This window comes from Vibrio sp. SCSIO 43135 (assembly GCF_023716665.1).
Lineage (GTDB): Bacteria > Pseudomonadota > Gammaproteobacteria > Enterobacterales > Vibrionaceae > Vibrio > Vibrio paucivorans.
Genome location: NZ_CP071859.1, coordinates 1967800 through 1983451 on the forward strand (window position 1 = coordinate 1967800; position 15652 = coordinate 1983451).

Below are 15652 nucleotides of genomic sequence, written 5' to 3' on the forward strand. Positions count from 1 at the left end.
ACTCTTATGTCGGAAGGCAAACAAACCAAATACGTCACCGCTGGCCGTGACAAAAAGTGGACTAATGGTGTAGTGAACCCACCAGTCCAACGTGCTTCTACTGTAGTTTTTGACACGGTTGCCGAAAAGCACAAGGCAACGGTCAACCGTGCCAACAAAACGTTGTTTTACGGGCGCCGTGGTACCAATACACACTTTGCTTTCCAAGATGCGATGGTTGAAATCGAAGGTGGTGCGGGCTGTGCGCTATACCCTTGCGGAACAGCTGCAATTTCTAACGCAATCTTATCGTTTGTTGAAACAGGCGATCACATATTGATGGTCGATACCTGTTATGAGCCGACCCGTGATTTTTGCGACAAGATCTTGAAGAAGATGGGAGTGGAAACCACATACTACCAACCGACCATTGGCGAAGGCATTCGTGAACTGATTAAACCAAATACGCGTATTCTATTTACCGAATCACCGGGCTCTATCACTATGGAAGTCCAAGACATCCCTACTCTTTCTCGTATCGCTCACGAGCACGATATCATCGTTATGCTCGATAACACATGGGCGGCGGGCGTTAACTTCTCACCTTTTGAACATGGGGTGGATATTTCGATTCAAGCCGCGACCAAATACATTGTCGGCCATTCAGACGTCATGTTAGGAACGGCAATTGCCAGCGAGAAGTATTGGGACCAGTTGCGTGAGCAAAGTTACTTAATGGGGCAATGTGTATCTCCCGACGACGCTTACCTCGGCTTACGTGGGATCCGCACACTCGATGTACGTTTACGCCAGCACGCAGAGAACAGCTTGAAAGTCGCAGAATGGCTACAAAGTCGCCCGGAAGTGGATCACGTTCGCCATCCAGCTCTAGAGTCATGCCCTGGCCATGAGTTTTTCAAACGTGACTTTACTGGCGGTAATGGCCTATTTTCATTTGTACTCAAATCTAGCTACCCGCGAGCGACAACGGCTCTACTTGATGGGATGAAGCATTTCAGTATGGGCTACTCTTGGGGCGGGTATGAAAGTTTGATTCTTGCCAATGAGCCTAAGAGCTTTAATAGCCTTCGCACCATTTCGAATCCAGAGTTTGAAGGCACGCTAATCCGTCTTCACATTGGTCTAGAAGATGTCAGTGACCTCATCGCCGATCTAGAAGCAGGCTTTGAGCGTTACAACACCCTCGTAAACCAATAAATAGCCTCTACGTTGTTCAATAAAAAAGCCTGACCGTTGTCAGGCTCTTTTATTAGTGATTGTAGCGCTTGCGATTCTGATAAGTATCTGGGTCAAAGTCCGAGTACGCTGCTGTTCTCATCACTAGCGCAATGGTCGAAAACACTTTTACCCAAGCATTTCTGGTTCTGTCGTCAAAGTCTGCGCCAAGTCCTGTTTTCAACGTATACAAAAGTGCATTTCCCACTGGTGTGTAATCGTCAGCTTTCACACCGTAAGCAACATGCCGCCGAGCCAAATCCTGCAATATAGGAACCAAAGCTTCTAGATCATCTAACCCCTTTACGGCAACGGTTAAGGTGGCCATGAGTTTACGCCCCTGATCTTTTAAATTGGACTTGAATAAGCGACGTAAACTCGGATCGTATTCAAATAGCTTGGCATAAAAAATTTCTGCTGCTTGTTCAGCTATAGGCTCAACTTTGGCAAAACTTTTCTGAATCAATTGCTTTTCAATCGCACTAATCGACATTGTCACTCCTAGCCTTTTATTATTTCTTAAGAGTAGAAGTAATTCATAGCTTTAGCTCAGATAATTACCTGCCTTAACCTCATTTTTTATAGCAAGGACATGAAACAAGGTGATCATTCACCATGCCTGTCGCTTGCATAAATGCGTAGCAGATTGTTTCTCCGACGAACTTAAAGCCCTTCTTCTTGAGAAACTTACTCATAGCGAGAGATTCTGGTGTCGAAGCTGGGACTTGATCCATCGATGTCCACGCATTCACCTTTGGTTTATCATCAACAAACTGCCAGAGAGCTTTGGATAACGAACCATATTCTTTCTGCAACTCTATCGCAGCCCTCGCATTACCGTATACTGAAGCGATTTTGCCTTTATGCTTCACCACATCAAAGTTCTCAATGATCTTCTCTACGTTATGTTCATCAAGCTTTGACAAAGCTTCAATATCGTAATCAAGAAAGGCGTGTTTGTAGCCATCTCGCTTTTTCAAAATTGTAATCCAGCTCAGGCCAGCTTGAGCGCCTTCAAGTGTAATGAACTCAAATAATACTCGGTCGTCATAAACCGGTACGCCCCACTCAGCATCGTGGTATTCACGCTCTAGCGGGTGATTCATCGCCCAAGCACACGTTGTATCTTTTGTCATAGTCTGTTCCTTACAAAAACGCCTCTGCAAGCAGAGGCGTTTACATCAATTTTCTATTAGGCTGGTATCTTCACTCTGTGGAAAATACGATACAACACTGGCACGACAATTAGTGTCAGTACGGTAGCAAAACCTAAACCAAACATGATGGTTACTGCCATTGGCTTAAAGAAGATATCAGGTAGTAGAGGGATCATACCAAGAATAGTCGTGATCGCCGCCATACATACCGGTCGTACACGACTTAGCGCCGCATCTACCACTGCCACATATGGGTCTTTACCTGACTTCATTTCAATCTCAATTTGGTCAAGCAACACGATACCGTTTTTCAGCAGCATCCCAGACAAACTCAAGAAACCAAGTAGAGCCATAAAGCCAAACGGAGTATTCAATGCAAGTAAACCAGTGGTAACCCCAATAACGGCGAGTGGTACAGTTAACCAAACGATTAATGGCTCTTTCACCGAATTAAACAAGAACACGGTAATCAAGAACATAAATAGGTAACCAAGCGGCATTGTGGTGAACAGAGATGCTTGAGCATCACGAGAAGACTCGTATTCGCCGCCCCACTCCAAAGAGTAACCTGGTGGCATTTCAATAGCTTCAATTGCAGGCATCAAACGTTTTTGCAGTGTTGACGCGGTTTCTTCACCCAGAAGGTCGGGATCTGCCATAACGGTCAACATGCGCTTACGATTCTTACGTACTATGATTGGATCTTCCCATAGTACATCGTAACCCAAGGTGACTTGCTGCAACGGAATGAACTCACTTTGAGCTGGGCTCCAAATCTTCATCCCTTCGATATTACGAATATCGATACGCTCATCTTCTGGCAAACGTGCCACGATCGGCATCAAGGTCGTACCATCACGATATACACCAATAGACTTACCCGAGAAAGACATCGACAAGAAATCATCGATATCTGACTTAGTGATGCCGTAACGTCTAGCCTGACTCTCGTTGAATTGAGGCTCAAGTACTTTGGTACGTTCACGCCAGTCGTGTCTAACATTGGTCGCACCTGGATCTGCATGCATGATGTCCACTACTTGAGAAGCAATACTACGCAAAACGGTTGGATCTGAGCCAATGATTCGCGCTTCTATCTTAGCGCCACCACCAGGGCCTAACTCAATCTGTTTGAGCTTGTAGTTCACTTCTGGGAAGTTATCTTCAACATGCTGTCTAAAGTTGGTCATGAGCTCGTGGAGCGCTTCATAACTGTCGACACGTGTTGTGATCTCACCGTAGGCTGCATAGCTCTTTTCTGGAGCATAAGTCAGCATAAAACGCTGTAAACCTTTACCTGCTGTTGTGGTGATATGCTCAACATGATCTTGCTCAGAAAGCCATGACTCCAGTGCTTTTAACTTGGTGTTGGTCGCACGAATATCTGTCCCTTCCGGTAACCAAATATCCGCTTGGAACATTGGTGTCGTCGAAGATGGGAAGAAAGCTTGCTTCACAAGCGTAAAGCCGTACAAGCTCACTCCTAAACCAACAACCAATACTACAACCGTGAGCCATGCGCGTTTCATACAGAACTCTAAGAAGTTCTTGTAGATGACAAAAACCATACCATTGTATGGATCACTATCTTCTCCACCTTCTGGCGCTTTTTGACCTTTGAAGAACATATCGGCAAAAAACGGAGTGAGAGAGATAGCGGTAAACCAACTCAGCATTAGCGAGATAAGTAATACCGTAAACAGAGTTCCACAGTACTCACCGGTCGAGTCTTCCGACAAGCCAATCGGAGCAAAGGCTGTAACAGCAATGACCGTAGCACCCAGTAGTGGCCATTTAGTCTGTGTCACGATGTCGGTCGCAGCTTGCATCCGCGTCCGCCCTTTCTGTGTCCCTATGAGTATCCCTTCGACCACCACTATGGCGTTATCCACCAGCATACCCAGCGCGATCACCAAAGCACCTAATGAAATACGCTGGAGATCGATTTTGAAGTACTGCATGAATATGAAAGTGCCCAACACGGTTAGCAACAGAATCAGGCCGATAAGAAGACCAGAGCGAAGCCCCATGAAGAACAGCAATACGATAATAACGATCGCGACCGCCTGCCCTAGACTGACGACGAACCCACTTACCGATTTGTCTACTTCCTTCGGTTGGCTGTATATTTCGGAAATCTCAACACCGACAGGTTGCTGGAACTTGAGTTCTGCAAGTCGCCTATCAAAACGTTCGCCCACTTCAACAACGTTGACGCCTTGTGCGAATGACACACCGACGTTCAGTGCCAGTTTACCGTTATAGTTGATAATGTTAGTTGGAACTTCGATATAACCACGCGTGATTTCCGCCACATCGCGCAAGTAGATTAAGCCTTGAGCACCACTTTCAGTGATGATCAAGTCACCCAGTTGGTCGACATTTTTGAACTCACCAGTTGGGTGAATACGAATGTACTCGTCACCAATTCGAATTGCACCTGCATCAGATACGATGTTTTGAGTCGATAGCAGGTTAAACACTGTGTTTGGCGCAATACCTAAGCTGCTCAAGCGTTTCATCGATATTTCAATGAACACTTGTTCCTGCTGCTGACCTGTCACCGAGATTTTGCTGACCCCATCGACCAGCTCCATTTCACGGCGCAGATAATCAACGTAGTCCAGCAACTCTTTGTAGCTGTATCCTTCACCAGTCACGGCAAGCAAAATCCCGTACACATCACCAAAGTCATCGATGACGCTTGGCTCATTCACTCCTGGTGGTAGCGAACCCTTTAAATCATTGACCTTGCGACGAAGCTCATCCCAGATTTGCGGTAAGTCGTCGGGGCCATAGTTATTCTTCATCGTCACAGTAATTTGCGACAAACCTCGGCTCGAAATCGAGTTGACTTCATCCACATAGGTTAACTGCTGGATGGCCTTTTCGAGGGGATACGTTACTTCTTCCTCGACCTGTTGCGGAGTTGCACCAGGATAAGACGTAACAACCATGGCATCTTTGATGGTAAACGCTGGGTCTTCTAATCGGCCTAAGCCAAAGAACGCCGATACACCACCAATCAGGAAGATCAGTGAAATCATCCAGCTAATCACACGGTTACGAATAAAGTATGCCGCAATACCGGTTACGTTTTCGTCCGACTGAGACAAGTTCTTTTGTTCTTCACTCATTACTTGTCTCCCTCTGAAATTACATCCACTTTCATTCCTTCACGCAATTTCGATACGCCCGCAATCACAACGGTATCTTCTGTATCAAGCCCATCAAGGATCTGCAAATCTCTCTTAGACGCTTTACCTACTATCACTTTACGCTTCGAAACCGTCTTGTTATCGTTCACAACCCACACAAACTTTTCGGCTCTCTCGAGCTCATCACCATCTGCATTAAAAATGGCTTCAATCGGTACTCGTACACCGATATTCAGGCCGAGGCCGATACTTTGACCACGAGAAGTAACTTCTACCGCCATACCATCAAGAATGTATTCATCTTCAGGCATCGGCAGGGTCAGCGTGACAGTAAAGGTCCGTGTAGCCGGGTCAGGTTCCGTCGTGAACTCTTTGATTTCAGCTTGATATTCATTACCGCTAGGCACTCGAACAATGGCATTAATCTTCTCTAGCTTTTCCTGGCTAGGCTGATTCGAATACAAACGGTCAGGAAGTTGGATTAACACCTCAACACTGTCAACGCTGTGGATGTTAACGATCTGCTGTCCCACTTGGATATTTTCAAATTGGTCTACAGCCACACGAGATATGATGCCATCTACCGGAGCACGTAGCATGGTGAACGACAATCGAAGCTTCGCCAGCTGTAGCTCAGCAAGTGCAATTTGACGCTGCGCTGCTATTTCATCGAACTGCGACTTAGCTAATAAACCTTTTTTGACCAGCGGGCTGGAACGTCGATACTGACTATCAATTACTGTGTAACGAGCGGAAGCATTATCGACATCGAGTTGATAATCTGTCGGGTCGATCTCTGCAAGGATATCGCCTTTTTTAACTCGGTCCCCCTCTTTCACGTTAAGTAAGCTAATTTCACCTGAAACTCGGAAACTTAAGTGTGAACGCTCCGCAGCATTTGCTACCGCTGGGAAATACAGGCTATCGCTAACTACTTTGTTATCTAAGTTAGCGACCCTCACCTTGGGAAGCGCTGGTTCTACGTTTTCAACTGGCTTACCACACCCCGCCAATAGTATCGGCAAGGACAACAGACATAAGCTTTTAATTGGCTTCATCATTACAGTCCTCGCTCTTTAATCCATTCACGAACTTTGATACCAGACTCGATACCACTTACGCCGGAAACGATGATTCTGTCGCCGTCGTTCAAGCCAGCAAGAACTTGTCGTTTGTCGTTAAGTTCAACTTCTACCTGCTCAACGATACCCTCTTCGTTAACTCGCCAAACGTTTTGTTTCCCTTCTACTTCAAACAAAGCCGCTTTAGGGATATGCGTAGCACCTGCTGAATCAACAACCGCATGCACACTGCCTGACATACCTGGCAAAATACCGATATCCGTTGGGCGCTCCATCACCATCGTCACTTTGTATGAACCAGTTTTCGGGTCCGCTTCGGTATCAATTTCTTGGAATGTCAGAGGATAAGAATGTTCAGGGAAAGCATCAAACGTCATCGTAACCGTTGGTTCCAACTGGCTAGCAAATCGGTTTAATAGGTAATCGGGCAACAAGAACACCACTTTCAGTAGCTGGTTACTTTGGATGTTCATAACGCCAGTTTTGGCAGCAACGTATTCGTGATTTTCAGCAGGGATCAGCGAAATGGTGCCGTCGTATGGCGCAATCAATTTGGTGTAGCGGAGATTCGCGTTAGCTTGATCTGACGTTGCTTTAGCAGAATTGTGGTTGGCTTTGGCTTGATCAAAATCTTGCTCAGAAACCACTTTATCGATACGCAGCTTTTTGTAACGCTGATACTGAACGTCAGCAAGCTTGTAGTTAGCCTGAGCTTGCTTGGCCAGAAGAGAATACTCGTCTGGGTTCAGGGTTGCGAGTAAATCGCCTTTTTTGACCATTTGGCCAGCAGTCACGTCGATAGATTGCAGCTGCCCCGGTACTCGGAAAGCGAGGACGGCTTTATCACCGGCTTCAGATGTGGCAGGAAAATTTCGTTCAAACTGGTTATTGCCGACTGAAACAGAGAAGAGTTTGGCTGGCCGCGAGTCGGGCTCGGGCACCGGAGGAAGTTCCTTCCCACAACCGCCGAGTACTGCGGCAGCTGAAAGGAGCAATACGGCTTTTTGCATCGTAGTTCGTCCAATTGAATCATTTAGTTACAAAGATAGATGAACGGTGGGATGACTTCCAGTGATATGAGTGTTAATTAGTTGAAAATTAACAAAATGAGAGCGGTATTCATTACCGCTCTCAATAGGTTTGCTCTTAAAGCAGACGGAATACGGATTTTATAGCTTACTGAACTCTCGATTTACTTTGTACGCATCAGAGGTCACGTAGGCTTCCATATCGCGAAGTTTCGTTTCCATGTTGTCAAAGTCTTTCTCAAGTGTCCCCAATAAAGCATTGGCTGTTTGCCCCTGTTGCCAAGGCTTACTTTTTAGTTTGTGCTCTTGCTTTGCCTTTAAGGTTTCAACGTAGTTAGAGGGCTGCTTTTCTAACATTAACGTCATTGCCACATACGCAAGCAAGACTAAAAAACTCCCGCCGAGAAGCGCTGCAGATATCACTAATATGCGAATCAACCACACTTCTGCACCAAAGTAATTCGCGATACCAGCACACACTCCAGAGATCTTGCCGTTCGCGGTGTCTCGGTATAATTCACGATTACTCATAGTTACGTCTCCAATTTGGCGACTCTGCATCAAGAATACGCTCTAACGTATCCACTCGAGTTTGCATTGACTCAGCTCTCGCTGATAACGCTTGCAAACGTTCATAGTCGTCTTTTGACAAACCACCGTCTGTTTTTCGCTTGCTGCGGTAATGCAAAAACAACCATAACGGAGCAACGAAAATCAGAAAAACAATTAACGGACCTGCAATCAGAAATGATGACATACGTGTCTCCTATTTTTTCTCTTCTACTTGCTTCTTCAGCTTCTCAAGTTCTTTTTCGATTTCGTCTTGCGCCTGAAGTTCAGCAAATTCTTGATCCAGCGACTTTGCTTGCCCGCTTTTAGCAAATACATCTGCTTCGGCTTCTAACTCGTCAATCTTACGAGAATATTGCTCGAATTTCGCCATCGCTTCATTAGTTCGAGCTGTGTGTAAGTGCTTTTGAACATCACGTCTGTTAGAAGCAGTTTGGCTACGAATCGCTAACGCTTGCTGCTTAGCTCTGGTCTCAGTAATTTTGGTTTCAAGCTTACTGATTTCACCAGTCAGTTTTTCAATGGTTTCTTCAACCAACGTTTGTTCAGTATGAAGCCCTTTGATCATGTCTTGCAGCTTCTGTTTTTCAATGAGAGCAGCTCGAGCAAGATCATCGCGCTGCTTAGTTAAAGCCAAAGTAGCTTTTTGCTGCCAATCGTTGATCTGTTCTTCAATCGATTCTACTTTACGAGCAAGCTCTTTTTTATCAGCAATAGCCTTCGCAGAGTTAGTGCGAACTTCTACCAATGTGTCTTCCATTTCTTGAATGATGAGGCGAATCATTTTCTCTGGATCTTCCGCTTTGTCCAAGAGAGCGCTGATGTTTGAATTTACGATGTCTGCAAATCGAGAAAAAATACCCATGATGGTTCTCCTGTTAGCGTGAGTGAAAAATTGTCTCAATAGTTTTATCTACTGCTTTACCTATAACCAAGTTACGTGCCAACTTTTTAGTTACTACTTTTCAACGACTTAAGTATTACTGGGTAATTAGAATAAGTATGCTATGATGAATTTAACCAACCATTGGTAAATTTAACCAACTTTAGGGCAGTCACTTATGCAGCAAAACCTTATCGGCGAATCACCCGCGTTTTTATCGGTGTTGGACAAAGTATCCAAGCTAGCGCCGATTGAACGTCCTGTGCTAGTGATTGGTGAACGAGGAACAGGTAAAGAGTTAATAGCCCAACGCTTGCACTATCTTTCTAAACGTTGGGACCAACCACTTATCTCCTTGAATTGCTCTACGTTAAGTGAAGGATTGATCGATTCTGAACTGTTTGGCCATGAATCAGGCTCATTTACCGGTTCTAAAGGGCGTCATCAAGGTCGGTTTGAACGAGCAGAAAATGGCACCTTATTCCTCGACGAATTAGCCACAACCCCACTTTCCGTCCAAGAAAAATTGTTAAGAGTCATTGAATACGGCCAGTATGAACGCGTGGGTGGACACAAGGCACTAAATGCCAATGTTCGCCTAGTCTGTGCGACCAACGCTAACCTGCCAGAAATGGCCGAGCAAGGTTTGTTTCGCCCAGATTTACTCGACCGTTTAGCTTTCGATGTTATACAGATACCGCCGCTGCGTGAGCGTAAGGAAGACATTTTGCTACTCGCCGAGTATTACGCAATCAAGATGTGCCGAGAGCTTCAGCTCGATCTGTTCACTGGTTTTACACCTAATGCAGAGCAATCACTTCTAGATTACCAATGGCCGGGCAATGTGCGGGAACTTAAAAATGTGATTGAGAGAGCGGTGTATCAAAACGGTACTGCTGATACACCGATTGACCAACTGGTCTTCAATCCATTTGCCAGTGATTGGGAAAAGACCACGCAGAATGACAACAGCGAAAACAGCGACCATACTGAAACTACTACTTTTACTTTCCCTATGGATTACAAACTTTGGCAAGAGCAGCAAGATCGGTCGTTGCTTGCTCAAGTTTTGGAAGAGAGTAAATTCAACCAACGAAAAGCAGCCGAGATGCTTGGTTTAAGCTACCACCAGCTTAGAGGAATGGTACGAAAATATGACTTGGCTGGACAAAATAGCGAATAACCTTATTTCGGCTACCGTTTTGATATGGTGGCAGCTAATAAACAATGGTAAATTACTGAGATCTTAAGGCATAATGACAGGCTTTATTTTTGCCTTGTTTCTCAAAACAGTTCTTTCTATGAAAGCTTTTTTACGACTCACACTTGGAATTTGTGGCTTTAGCCTACTGGTAGGCTGTAGCGATGAAATCGACCACAACAAAATTCGACAAAGTGGTTTTGTTTATTGCGGTCAAGGCAGTCCACAGACCTTCAACCCTCAACTCGTCGATAGCGGAATTACATCTGAAGCACTAAGCCCTCAGATTTTCGATACCTTAGTGACTCTCGACCCGACCTCGCATTTGCCAGTAGCAAGCTTAGCAAGCAGCTGGAAGGTCAATAAGAGTCGGACTGAATACATCTTCCAATTACGTAACGACGTAAATTTCCAGACCACAGATTGGTTTACGCCCTCGCGCAAACTCAATGCTGATGACGTCGTATTCAGCTTTCGCAGAATCATAGATTCAACCCACTCGTTCCACTATGTCAGTAATGCTCAGTATCCTTGGTTCAACGGGATCGATTTTAAGAACTTGTTGATTGATGTCCAAGCTATCGACAAATACACTGTGAAATTTACTTTGAGTCGCCCAGATAACACCTTTCTATCCAACATAGCGACTAGCCACGCGGTGGTACATTCACAAGAATATGCACATCAATTGGAGCTGTCAGGTCAAAAAGAACGTTTGGATAGTCACCCTGTTGGCACGGGGCCGTTCTACCTCGATGAATATCAAGTTAACGATCTGATTCGTCTACGCCGCAACAACGCATACTGGAATCAAGTCGCTAAAGTCGAACAAGTGGTATTCGATATTTCACATCGCGGGACTGGTACCTTGGCAAAACTGCTGCGAAACGAGTGTGATGTGCTCAGTTCTCCAATTTCTAGCCAAATTCCTATTATCGAACAGCAAGATTCACTGGAGCTTACCGCAAAACCTGCGATGAACGTGGCTTATATTGCGGTTAACACCTTGCACCCTGCGCTGAATGACTCTCGCGTTCGCAAAGCACTAAACTTCGCAATTAATCGCCAAAACATTTTAGATTCTGTGTATTACGGTACTGGCAGTCTGGCCCATACTATTCTTCCACCTTCTTCTTGGGCATACCAAAAAGACGAGACGCACATTCGTTTTGACAGAAACTACGCAATTGCACTGCTAAGAGAAGCGGGATACAGCAAAGGGCTTGAGCTTACCATGTCGGTTCCTCTCGAGCCTAAGGCCTATAACCCTAGCCCTCGAAAGACTGCTGAGCTTATCCAAGCAAACTTCGCTGATATAGGGATTACCCTCCACTTAGTCACAGAAGAGCGTGCTAAGCGTAGTGATGCCACCTCTAAAGCGAATATAGACCTATTCCTCACAGGTTGGTTCGGCGTGACGGGAGACCCTGACAACTTCTTTAGACCACTGCTTTCCTGTGACTCTGAACGTGCAGGGCTGAATATGTCGATGTGGTGTGACGCCGATTTCGATTTCTTGCTCGACCTTGCTCTCGAAGTCGATAAACCACGGTACCGAACTAATCTATACAAGCAGGCGCAAAACATCTTGAACGAAGAGTTTCCTGTTATCCCTTTGGCACATGGGATGCAATTTAAAGCCTACGATAAGACTCTGACTGGCTTTAAATTCAGCCCATTTAATGTTCAGCCATTTAACCTAGTCGAAAGGGTGAACTAATGCTGCTTTATACAGTTCGTCGATTAAACCTTTTCATCATCACGCTGTTGATTCTAACTATGGTCGGGTTCAGCATCTTGCGCTTGAACACCACATCTCCTTGGGCGCAATACGATTTTTGGACCGGTTGGATGGCCTACGTAGGTGAGCTGACTCACTTTAACCTAGGGGTAAATCGCAACGGTGTCCCTATCATTGAAGAGCTTGCAGTTGTTTTCCCGGCCACACTTGAGCTCTGCTTTGCCGCATTTGTGATTTCGATGCTGATCGGCATCCCATTGGGCACGCTCGCAGGCATGCGTCAGGGGAAATGGGTAGATACCATTATCTCTTTCACCTCGATGACTGGCTATTCTGCACCACTTTTCTGGGTAGCTCTGCTTCTCATCATGGTGTTCTCGCTGCACTTCCAAATGCTGCCTGTGTCCGGTCGCTATGACCTACTCTACCAAGTCGAACATGTTACTGGATTCGCCTTAATTGACGCGTTTTTTGTCGAGGGTAAGTATCGTGCCCACACGTTGCAGAGCGTTATTGAACATATGATTCTGCCAAGCTTAGTATTGGCACTAGCTCCAACTACTCAGGTTATCCGCTTGATGAGAACGTCTGTTGCGGAAGTCATGGGGCAAAACTTCATTCGCGCCGCACGTATCAAAGGTTTAACTACCCATGAAATCGTAACGCAGCACGTGCTGCGTAATGCTATCCCGCCTATTATTCCTAAGATTGGCGTTCAGCTTTCAAGTATGCTAACGCTTGCCATAGTGACTGAATCTATTTTCAACTGGCCAGGTATTGGTCGCTGGCTGCTCGATGCATTAGCAAACCAGGACTATGTCGCGATTCAAGCCGGCGTTATTGTTGTGGCTACACTGGTACTCACAGCCAATATTGTGTCTGATTTATTGGGTGCCATGGTCAACCCGCTAGTAAGGAAAGAGTGGTATGCTAACCGATAACGTTTATCAAGAAGAGCGCATACCGACACAGTTCGAGCGTTTTTGGCGCAGTTATAAAGCCAACAGTTTAGCCATGTTTGGCTTATGGTGTTTGCTGCTTTTAGTGATCATTACACTCGCTTCACCTTGGTTAGCGCCTCATGACCCTCAGGCACAAACTGGGCAACTGCTTGTGCCGCCGTCTTGGAACACAGTTGGTACAGTCGAATACTTCCTTGGCACCGATGACCTTGGCCGCGATATTCTTTCACGGCTCATCGTAGGCTCACAGCTGACGTTTGGCGCTGCTATTATCATTACCGTTATCGCTGCCTTGATAGGTTGCGCGATTGGTATTTTAGCGGGTATGACGAAAGGCCTGCTGTCGAGCACTCTAAACCACTTACTTGATACGGTGATGTCTATCCCATCTCTGCTGCTGGCGATTATTTTCGTCGCTTTCTTGGGCTTTGGTGAATTCAATATATTGCTCGCGATCTGTTTGGCTTTGATCCCTCGCTTCGTCCGCTCTGTTTATATCGCGGTTCACACAGAAATAGAAAAGGACTATGTGATGGCTGCACGGCTTGATGGTGCGAACAACTTTTACTTATTGTGGAACTCTATTCTGCCCAACATCTTGGTGGTCATCGCCACTGAAGTAACTTTCGCCTTGTCGATCGCTATTTTAGATATCACTGCTCTGGGTTTTCTTGGCTTAGGTGCCCAAGCACCAAGCTCTGAATGGGGAGCAATCCTGGGCGACTCAGTGGAGCTTATTTACCTTGCCCCTTGGACAGTAACCTTACCGGGCTTAGCGATTATGTTTGCAGTCATTGTGGTCAACTTAGTTGGCGAAGGTGTTCGCCAAGCACTCAATGCGGGGACGGAATAATGCCTTTACTCGATATTCGTCATCTCACCATTGAGATAGATACGCCGCAAGGGCTCGTTAAGGCCGTCGACCGGATGAGTATCACACTAAACGAAGGTGAAATCCGCGGTTTGGTAGGTGAATCAGGTTCAGGTAAGAGCTTGGTAGCTAAGGCGATTGTAGGCGTCTGTAAAGACAACTGGCGCGTCACTGCTGACCGAATGCGCTTGGGTAACATTGACTTACTGCAACTCACACCGAAAGAAAGGCGTCGCGTGATCGCACGTGATATCGCGATGATTTTCCAAGAACCATCCACATGCTTAGACCCATCTGAGGAGGTTGGCAGGCAGTTGATTGAGTCCATACCTTCTCATTCTTTTGATGGTAAGTGGTGGGAGCGATTTAAGTGGCGCAAAAAGCAGGCCATTGCCCTACTGCATAAAGTGGGCATCAAAGATCATAAAACCTTGATGGAAAGCTACCCTTATGAGCTAACCGATGGTGAGTGTCAGAAGGTCATGATCGCAATGGCGATTGCGGCCAAACCAAAACTGCTTATTGCCGACGAGCCAACCAACGACTTGGACCCAATTACTCAGTCGCAGATTCTGCGCCTGTTGAGTCGCATGAATCAGGTGAACAACACCACTATAATGCTAATTGGTCACGACTTGACGACCATTACCCAGTGGGCCACTCGAATCACTGTGATGTACTGCGGTCAATCTGTTGAATCGGCTGATACGAAGAAAATCCTTAAGGCGCCAAAACACCCATATACCGTTGCATTGCTCAAAGCTATGCCCGATTTCAGTGATTGGATTCCGCATAAAGAGAAGCTGCAGTCTCTACCAGGCTCAATCCCTCCGCTTCAGCATTTGCCGATTGGGTGCCGCCTAGGTCCTCGTTGTCCATATGCTCAGCGCCAATGTGTCGAGATCCCACCAACACGTCGCGTTAAGCACCACAAATTTGCGTGTCACTTTCCGCTCAATATGGAGAAAAAATCATGAGTGCTTTGCTTGAAGTAAATGGCTTAGCCAAAGATTTCGTGACTCGCTCTGGCTTGTTCCGTAAGAAGGTACAACACGCAGTAAAACCCGTTAGCTTCTCTCTAGAAGCAGGACAAACCATCGGTTTCATTGGCAAAAATGGTTCTGGCAAATCAACCTTAGCCCGAATGCTGGCGGGCATGGTAGAGCCGACAACCGGTGAAATCCGAGTTAACGGCGAACTACTCGAGCACAAGGATTACTCAACACGATGTAAATTGATTCGGATGATATTCCAAGATCCGAACACGTCCCTCAATCCACGTATTCAAATTGGTCGTATTCTAGAGGGGCCTCTTAAAAGAAATACTAATATGCCACCCGAGGCCCGTATGAAGCGAGTGAAAGAAACTTTGCTTCGGGTTGGTCTGCTCCCAGAGCACGCTTACTTCTACCCTCAAATGCTCGCGACAGGGCAAAAGCAGCGTGTCTGCTTAGCAAGGGCGCTTATTCTCCAGCCTTCGATTATCGTCGCAGATGAAGCGCTCAACGGCTTAGACATGGCAATGCGTTCTCAGATCATCAATTTGTTCCTAGAGTTACAGGAAGAGATGGGCGTTTCCTTTGTCTATGTATCTCAGCATATCGGTATCGTCAAACACATCACGGATAAAGTCATGGTGATGCATGAAGGTAACGTTGTAGAGGCTGGCGACACTCAAACCGTGCTCAGCCACCCAGAGCATCAAATCACGCAAAGAATGGTCGAAAGCCACTTCAACAAAGCGCCATGTTTTAAGTAGCGTTAGTGTTGTAAATAACATTCGC

At 46.0% G+C, this 15652-nt stretch carries 15 protein-coding genes; 7 read left to right on the forward strand and 8 right to left on the reverse strand.

The features are described 5' to 3' along the window. The first annotated feature begins 6 nt into the window (after positions 1-6). A complete protein-coding gene (locus tag J4N42_RS08695) occupies positions 7-1197 on the forward strand; it encodes a cystathionine beta-lyase (RefSeq protein ID WP_252027485.1) in 1191 nt (396 codons plus the stop codon). Positions 1198-1249: 52 nt separating this feature from the next. On the opposite strand, the gene J4N42_RS08700 is transcribed toward J4N42_RS08695, so the two are convergent. The 8 genes from J4N42_RS08700 to pspA form a co-directional block, all read right to left on the reverse strand. Continuing rightward, a complete protein-coding gene (locus J4N42_RS08700; protein ID WP_252027486.1) occupies positions 1250-1708 on the reverse strand; it encodes a globin family protein in 459 nt (152 codons plus the stop codon). Between the two features lie 79 nt (positions 1709-1787). Beyond that, the gene (locus J4N42_RS08705; RefSeq protein WP_252027487.1) at positions 1788-2351 is read right to left on the reverse strand and encodes a DNA-3-methyladenine glycosylase I; all 564 of its coding nucleotides are present in this window, start codon (positions 2349-2351) and stop codon (positions 1788-1790) included. A 56-nt stretch (positions 2352-2407) separates the two neighbouring features. After that, the gene (locus tag J4N42_RS08710; protein ID WP_252027488.1) at positions 2408-5509 is read right to left on the reverse strand and encodes an efflux RND transporter permease subunit; all 3102 of its coding nucleotides are present in this window, start codon (positions 5507-5509) and stop codon (positions 2408-2410) included. After that, complete coding sequence (locus tag J4N42_RS08715) at positions 5509-6588, reverse strand: efflux RND transporter periplasmic adaptor subunit (protein WP_252030815.1); 1080 nt, start codon at positions 6586-6588, stop codon at positions 5509-5511. The genes J4N42_RS08710 and J4N42_RS08715 overlap by 1 nt, the downstream gene beginning before the upstream one ends. A gap of 2 nt (positions 6589-6590) precedes the next feature. Then, complete coding sequence (locus J4N42_RS08720; protein WP_252027489.1) at positions 6591-7622, reverse strand: efflux RND transporter periplasmic adaptor subunit; 1032 nt, start codon at positions 7620-7622, stop codon at positions 6591-6593. Between the two features lie 159 nt (positions 7623-7781). Then, positions 7782-8201: an envelope stress response membrane protein PspC gene (pspC, locus tag J4N42_RS08725; RefSeq protein ID WP_252027490.1), complete on the reverse strand. Its 420-nt coding sequence runs from the start codon at positions 8199-8201 to the stop codon at positions 7782-7784. Next, positions 8164-8397, reverse strand: a complete 234-nt coding sequence (gene pspB, locus J4N42_RS08730) for an envelope stress response membrane protein PspB (protein WP_252027491.1) — start codon at positions 8395-8397, stop codon at positions 8164-8166. The genes pspC and pspB overlap by 38 nt, the downstream gene beginning before the upstream one ends. Positions 8398-8406: 9 nt before the next feature. Continuing rightward, positions 8407-9075, reverse strand: a complete 669-nt coding sequence (gene pspA / locus J4N42_RS08735; RefSeq protein ID WP_252027492.1) for a phage shock protein PspA — start codon at positions 9073-9075, stop codon at positions 8407-8409. 196 nt (positions 9076-9271) lie between these two features. Here pspA and pspF point away from each other — a divergent pair, with 196 nt between their 5' ends. The 6 genes from pspF to J4N42_RS08765 all read left to right on the forward strand — a co-directional run bounded on the left by pspF (position 9272) and on the right by J4N42_RS08765 (position 15627). Then, complete coding sequence (pspF, locus tag J4N42_RS08740; RefSeq protein WP_252027493.1) at positions 9272-10276, forward strand: phage shock protein operon transcriptional activator; 1005 nt, start codon at positions 9272-9274, stop codon at positions 10274-10276. 118 nt (positions 10277-10394) lie between these two features. Beyond that, positions 10395-12014: an ABC transporter substrate-binding protein gene (locus tag J4N42_RS08745; RefSeq protein WP_252027494.1), complete on the forward strand. Its 1620-nt coding sequence runs from the start codon at positions 10395-10397 to the stop codon at positions 12012-12014. Continuing rightward, positions 12014-12976 carry an ABC transporter permease gene (locus J4N42_RS08750; RefSeq protein ID WP_252027495.1) on the forward strand — a complete coding sequence of 321 codons (963 nt, stop codon included), beginning with the start codon at positions 12014-12016 and terminating at the stop codon, positions 12974-12976. Before J4N42_RS08745 ends, J4N42_RS08750 begins: the two co-directional genes overlap by 1 nt. Next, positions 12963-13850 (forward strand): putrescine export ABC transporter permease SapC, encoded by an 888-nt coding sequence (sapC, locus tag J4N42_RS08755; protein ID WP_252027496.1) that lies wholly within the window; start codon positions 12963-12965, stop codon positions 13848-13850. The genes J4N42_RS08750 and sapC overlap by 14 nt, the downstream gene beginning before the upstream one ends. Next, a complete protein-coding gene (locus J4N42_RS08760; RefSeq protein ID WP_252027497.1) occupies positions 13850-14845 on the forward strand; it encodes a peptide ABC transporter ATP-binding protein in 996 nt (331 codons plus the stop codon). Before sapC ends, J4N42_RS08760 begins: the two co-directional genes overlap by 1 nt. Then, a complete protein-coding gene (locus J4N42_RS08765) occupies positions 14842-15627 on the forward strand; it encodes a peptide ABC transporter ATP-binding protein (RefSeq protein WP_252027498.1) in 786 nt (261 codons plus the stop codon). The genes J4N42_RS08760 and J4N42_RS08765 overlap by 4 nt, the downstream gene beginning before the upstream one ends. Positions 15628-15652: the final 25 nt, after the last annotated feature.

Excerpts from the sequence above, each read along its gene's own strand:
- J4N42_RS08695 (WP_252027485.1), top strand. The coding sequence starts at position 7 with ATGTCGGAAGGCAAACAAACCAAATACGTCACCGCTGGCCGTGACAAA.
- J4N42_RS08700 (WP_252027486.1), bottom strand. The coding sequence starts at position 1,708 with ATGTCGATTAGTGCGATTGAAAAGCAATTGATTCAGAAAAGTTTTGCC.
- J4N42_RS08705 (WP_252027487.1), bottom strand. The coding sequence starts at position 2,351 with ATGACAAAAGATACAACGTGTGCTTGGGCGATGAATCACCCGCTAGAG.
- J4N42_RS08710 (WP_252027488.1), bottom strand. The coding sequence starts at position 5,509 with ATGAGTGAAGAACAAAAGAACTTGTCTCAGTCGGACGAAAACGTAACC.
- J4N42_RS08715 (WP_252030815.1), bottom strand. The coding sequence starts at position 6,588 with ATGAAGCCAATTAAAAGCTTATGTCTGTTGTCCTTGCCGATACTATTG.
- J4N42_RS08720 (WP_252027489.1), bottom strand. The coding sequence starts at position 7,622 with ATGCAAAAAGCCGTATTGCTCCTTTCAGCTGCCGCAGTACTCGGCGGT.
- pspC (WP_252027490.1), bottom strand. The coding sequence starts at position 8,201 with ATGCAGAGTCGCCAAATTGGAGACGTAACTATGAGTAATCGTGAATTA.
- pspB (WP_252027491.1), bottom strand. The coding sequence starts at position 8,397 with ATGTCATCATTTCTGATTGCAGGTCCGTTAATTGTTTTTCTGATTTTC.
- pspA (WP_252027492.1), bottom strand. The coding sequence starts at position 9,075 with ATGGGTATTTTTTCTCGATTTGCAGACATCGTAAATTCAAACATCAGC.
- pspF (WP_252027493.1), top strand. The coding sequence starts at position 9,272 with ATGCAGCAAAACCTTATCGGCGAATCACCCGCGTTTTTATCGGTGTTG.
- J4N42_RS08745 (WP_252027494.1), top strand. The coding sequence starts at position 10,395 with ATGAAAGCTTTTTTACGACTCACACTTGGAATTTGTGGCTTTAGCCTA.
- J4N42_RS08750 (WP_252027495.1), top strand. The coding sequence starts at position 12,014 with ATGCTGCTTTATACAGTTCGTCGATTAAACCTTTTCATCATCACGCTG.
- sapC (WP_252027496.1), top strand. The coding sequence starts at position 12,963 with ATGCTAACCGATAACGTTTATCAAGAAGAGCGCATACCGACACAGTTC.
- J4N42_RS08760 (WP_252027497.1), top strand. The coding sequence starts at position 13,850 with ATGCCTTTACTCGATATTCGTCATCTCACCATTGAGATAGATACGCCG.
- J4N42_RS08765 (WP_252027498.1), top strand. The coding sequence starts at position 14,842 with ATGAGTGCTTTGCTTGAAGTAAATGGCTTAGCCAAAGATTTCGTGACT.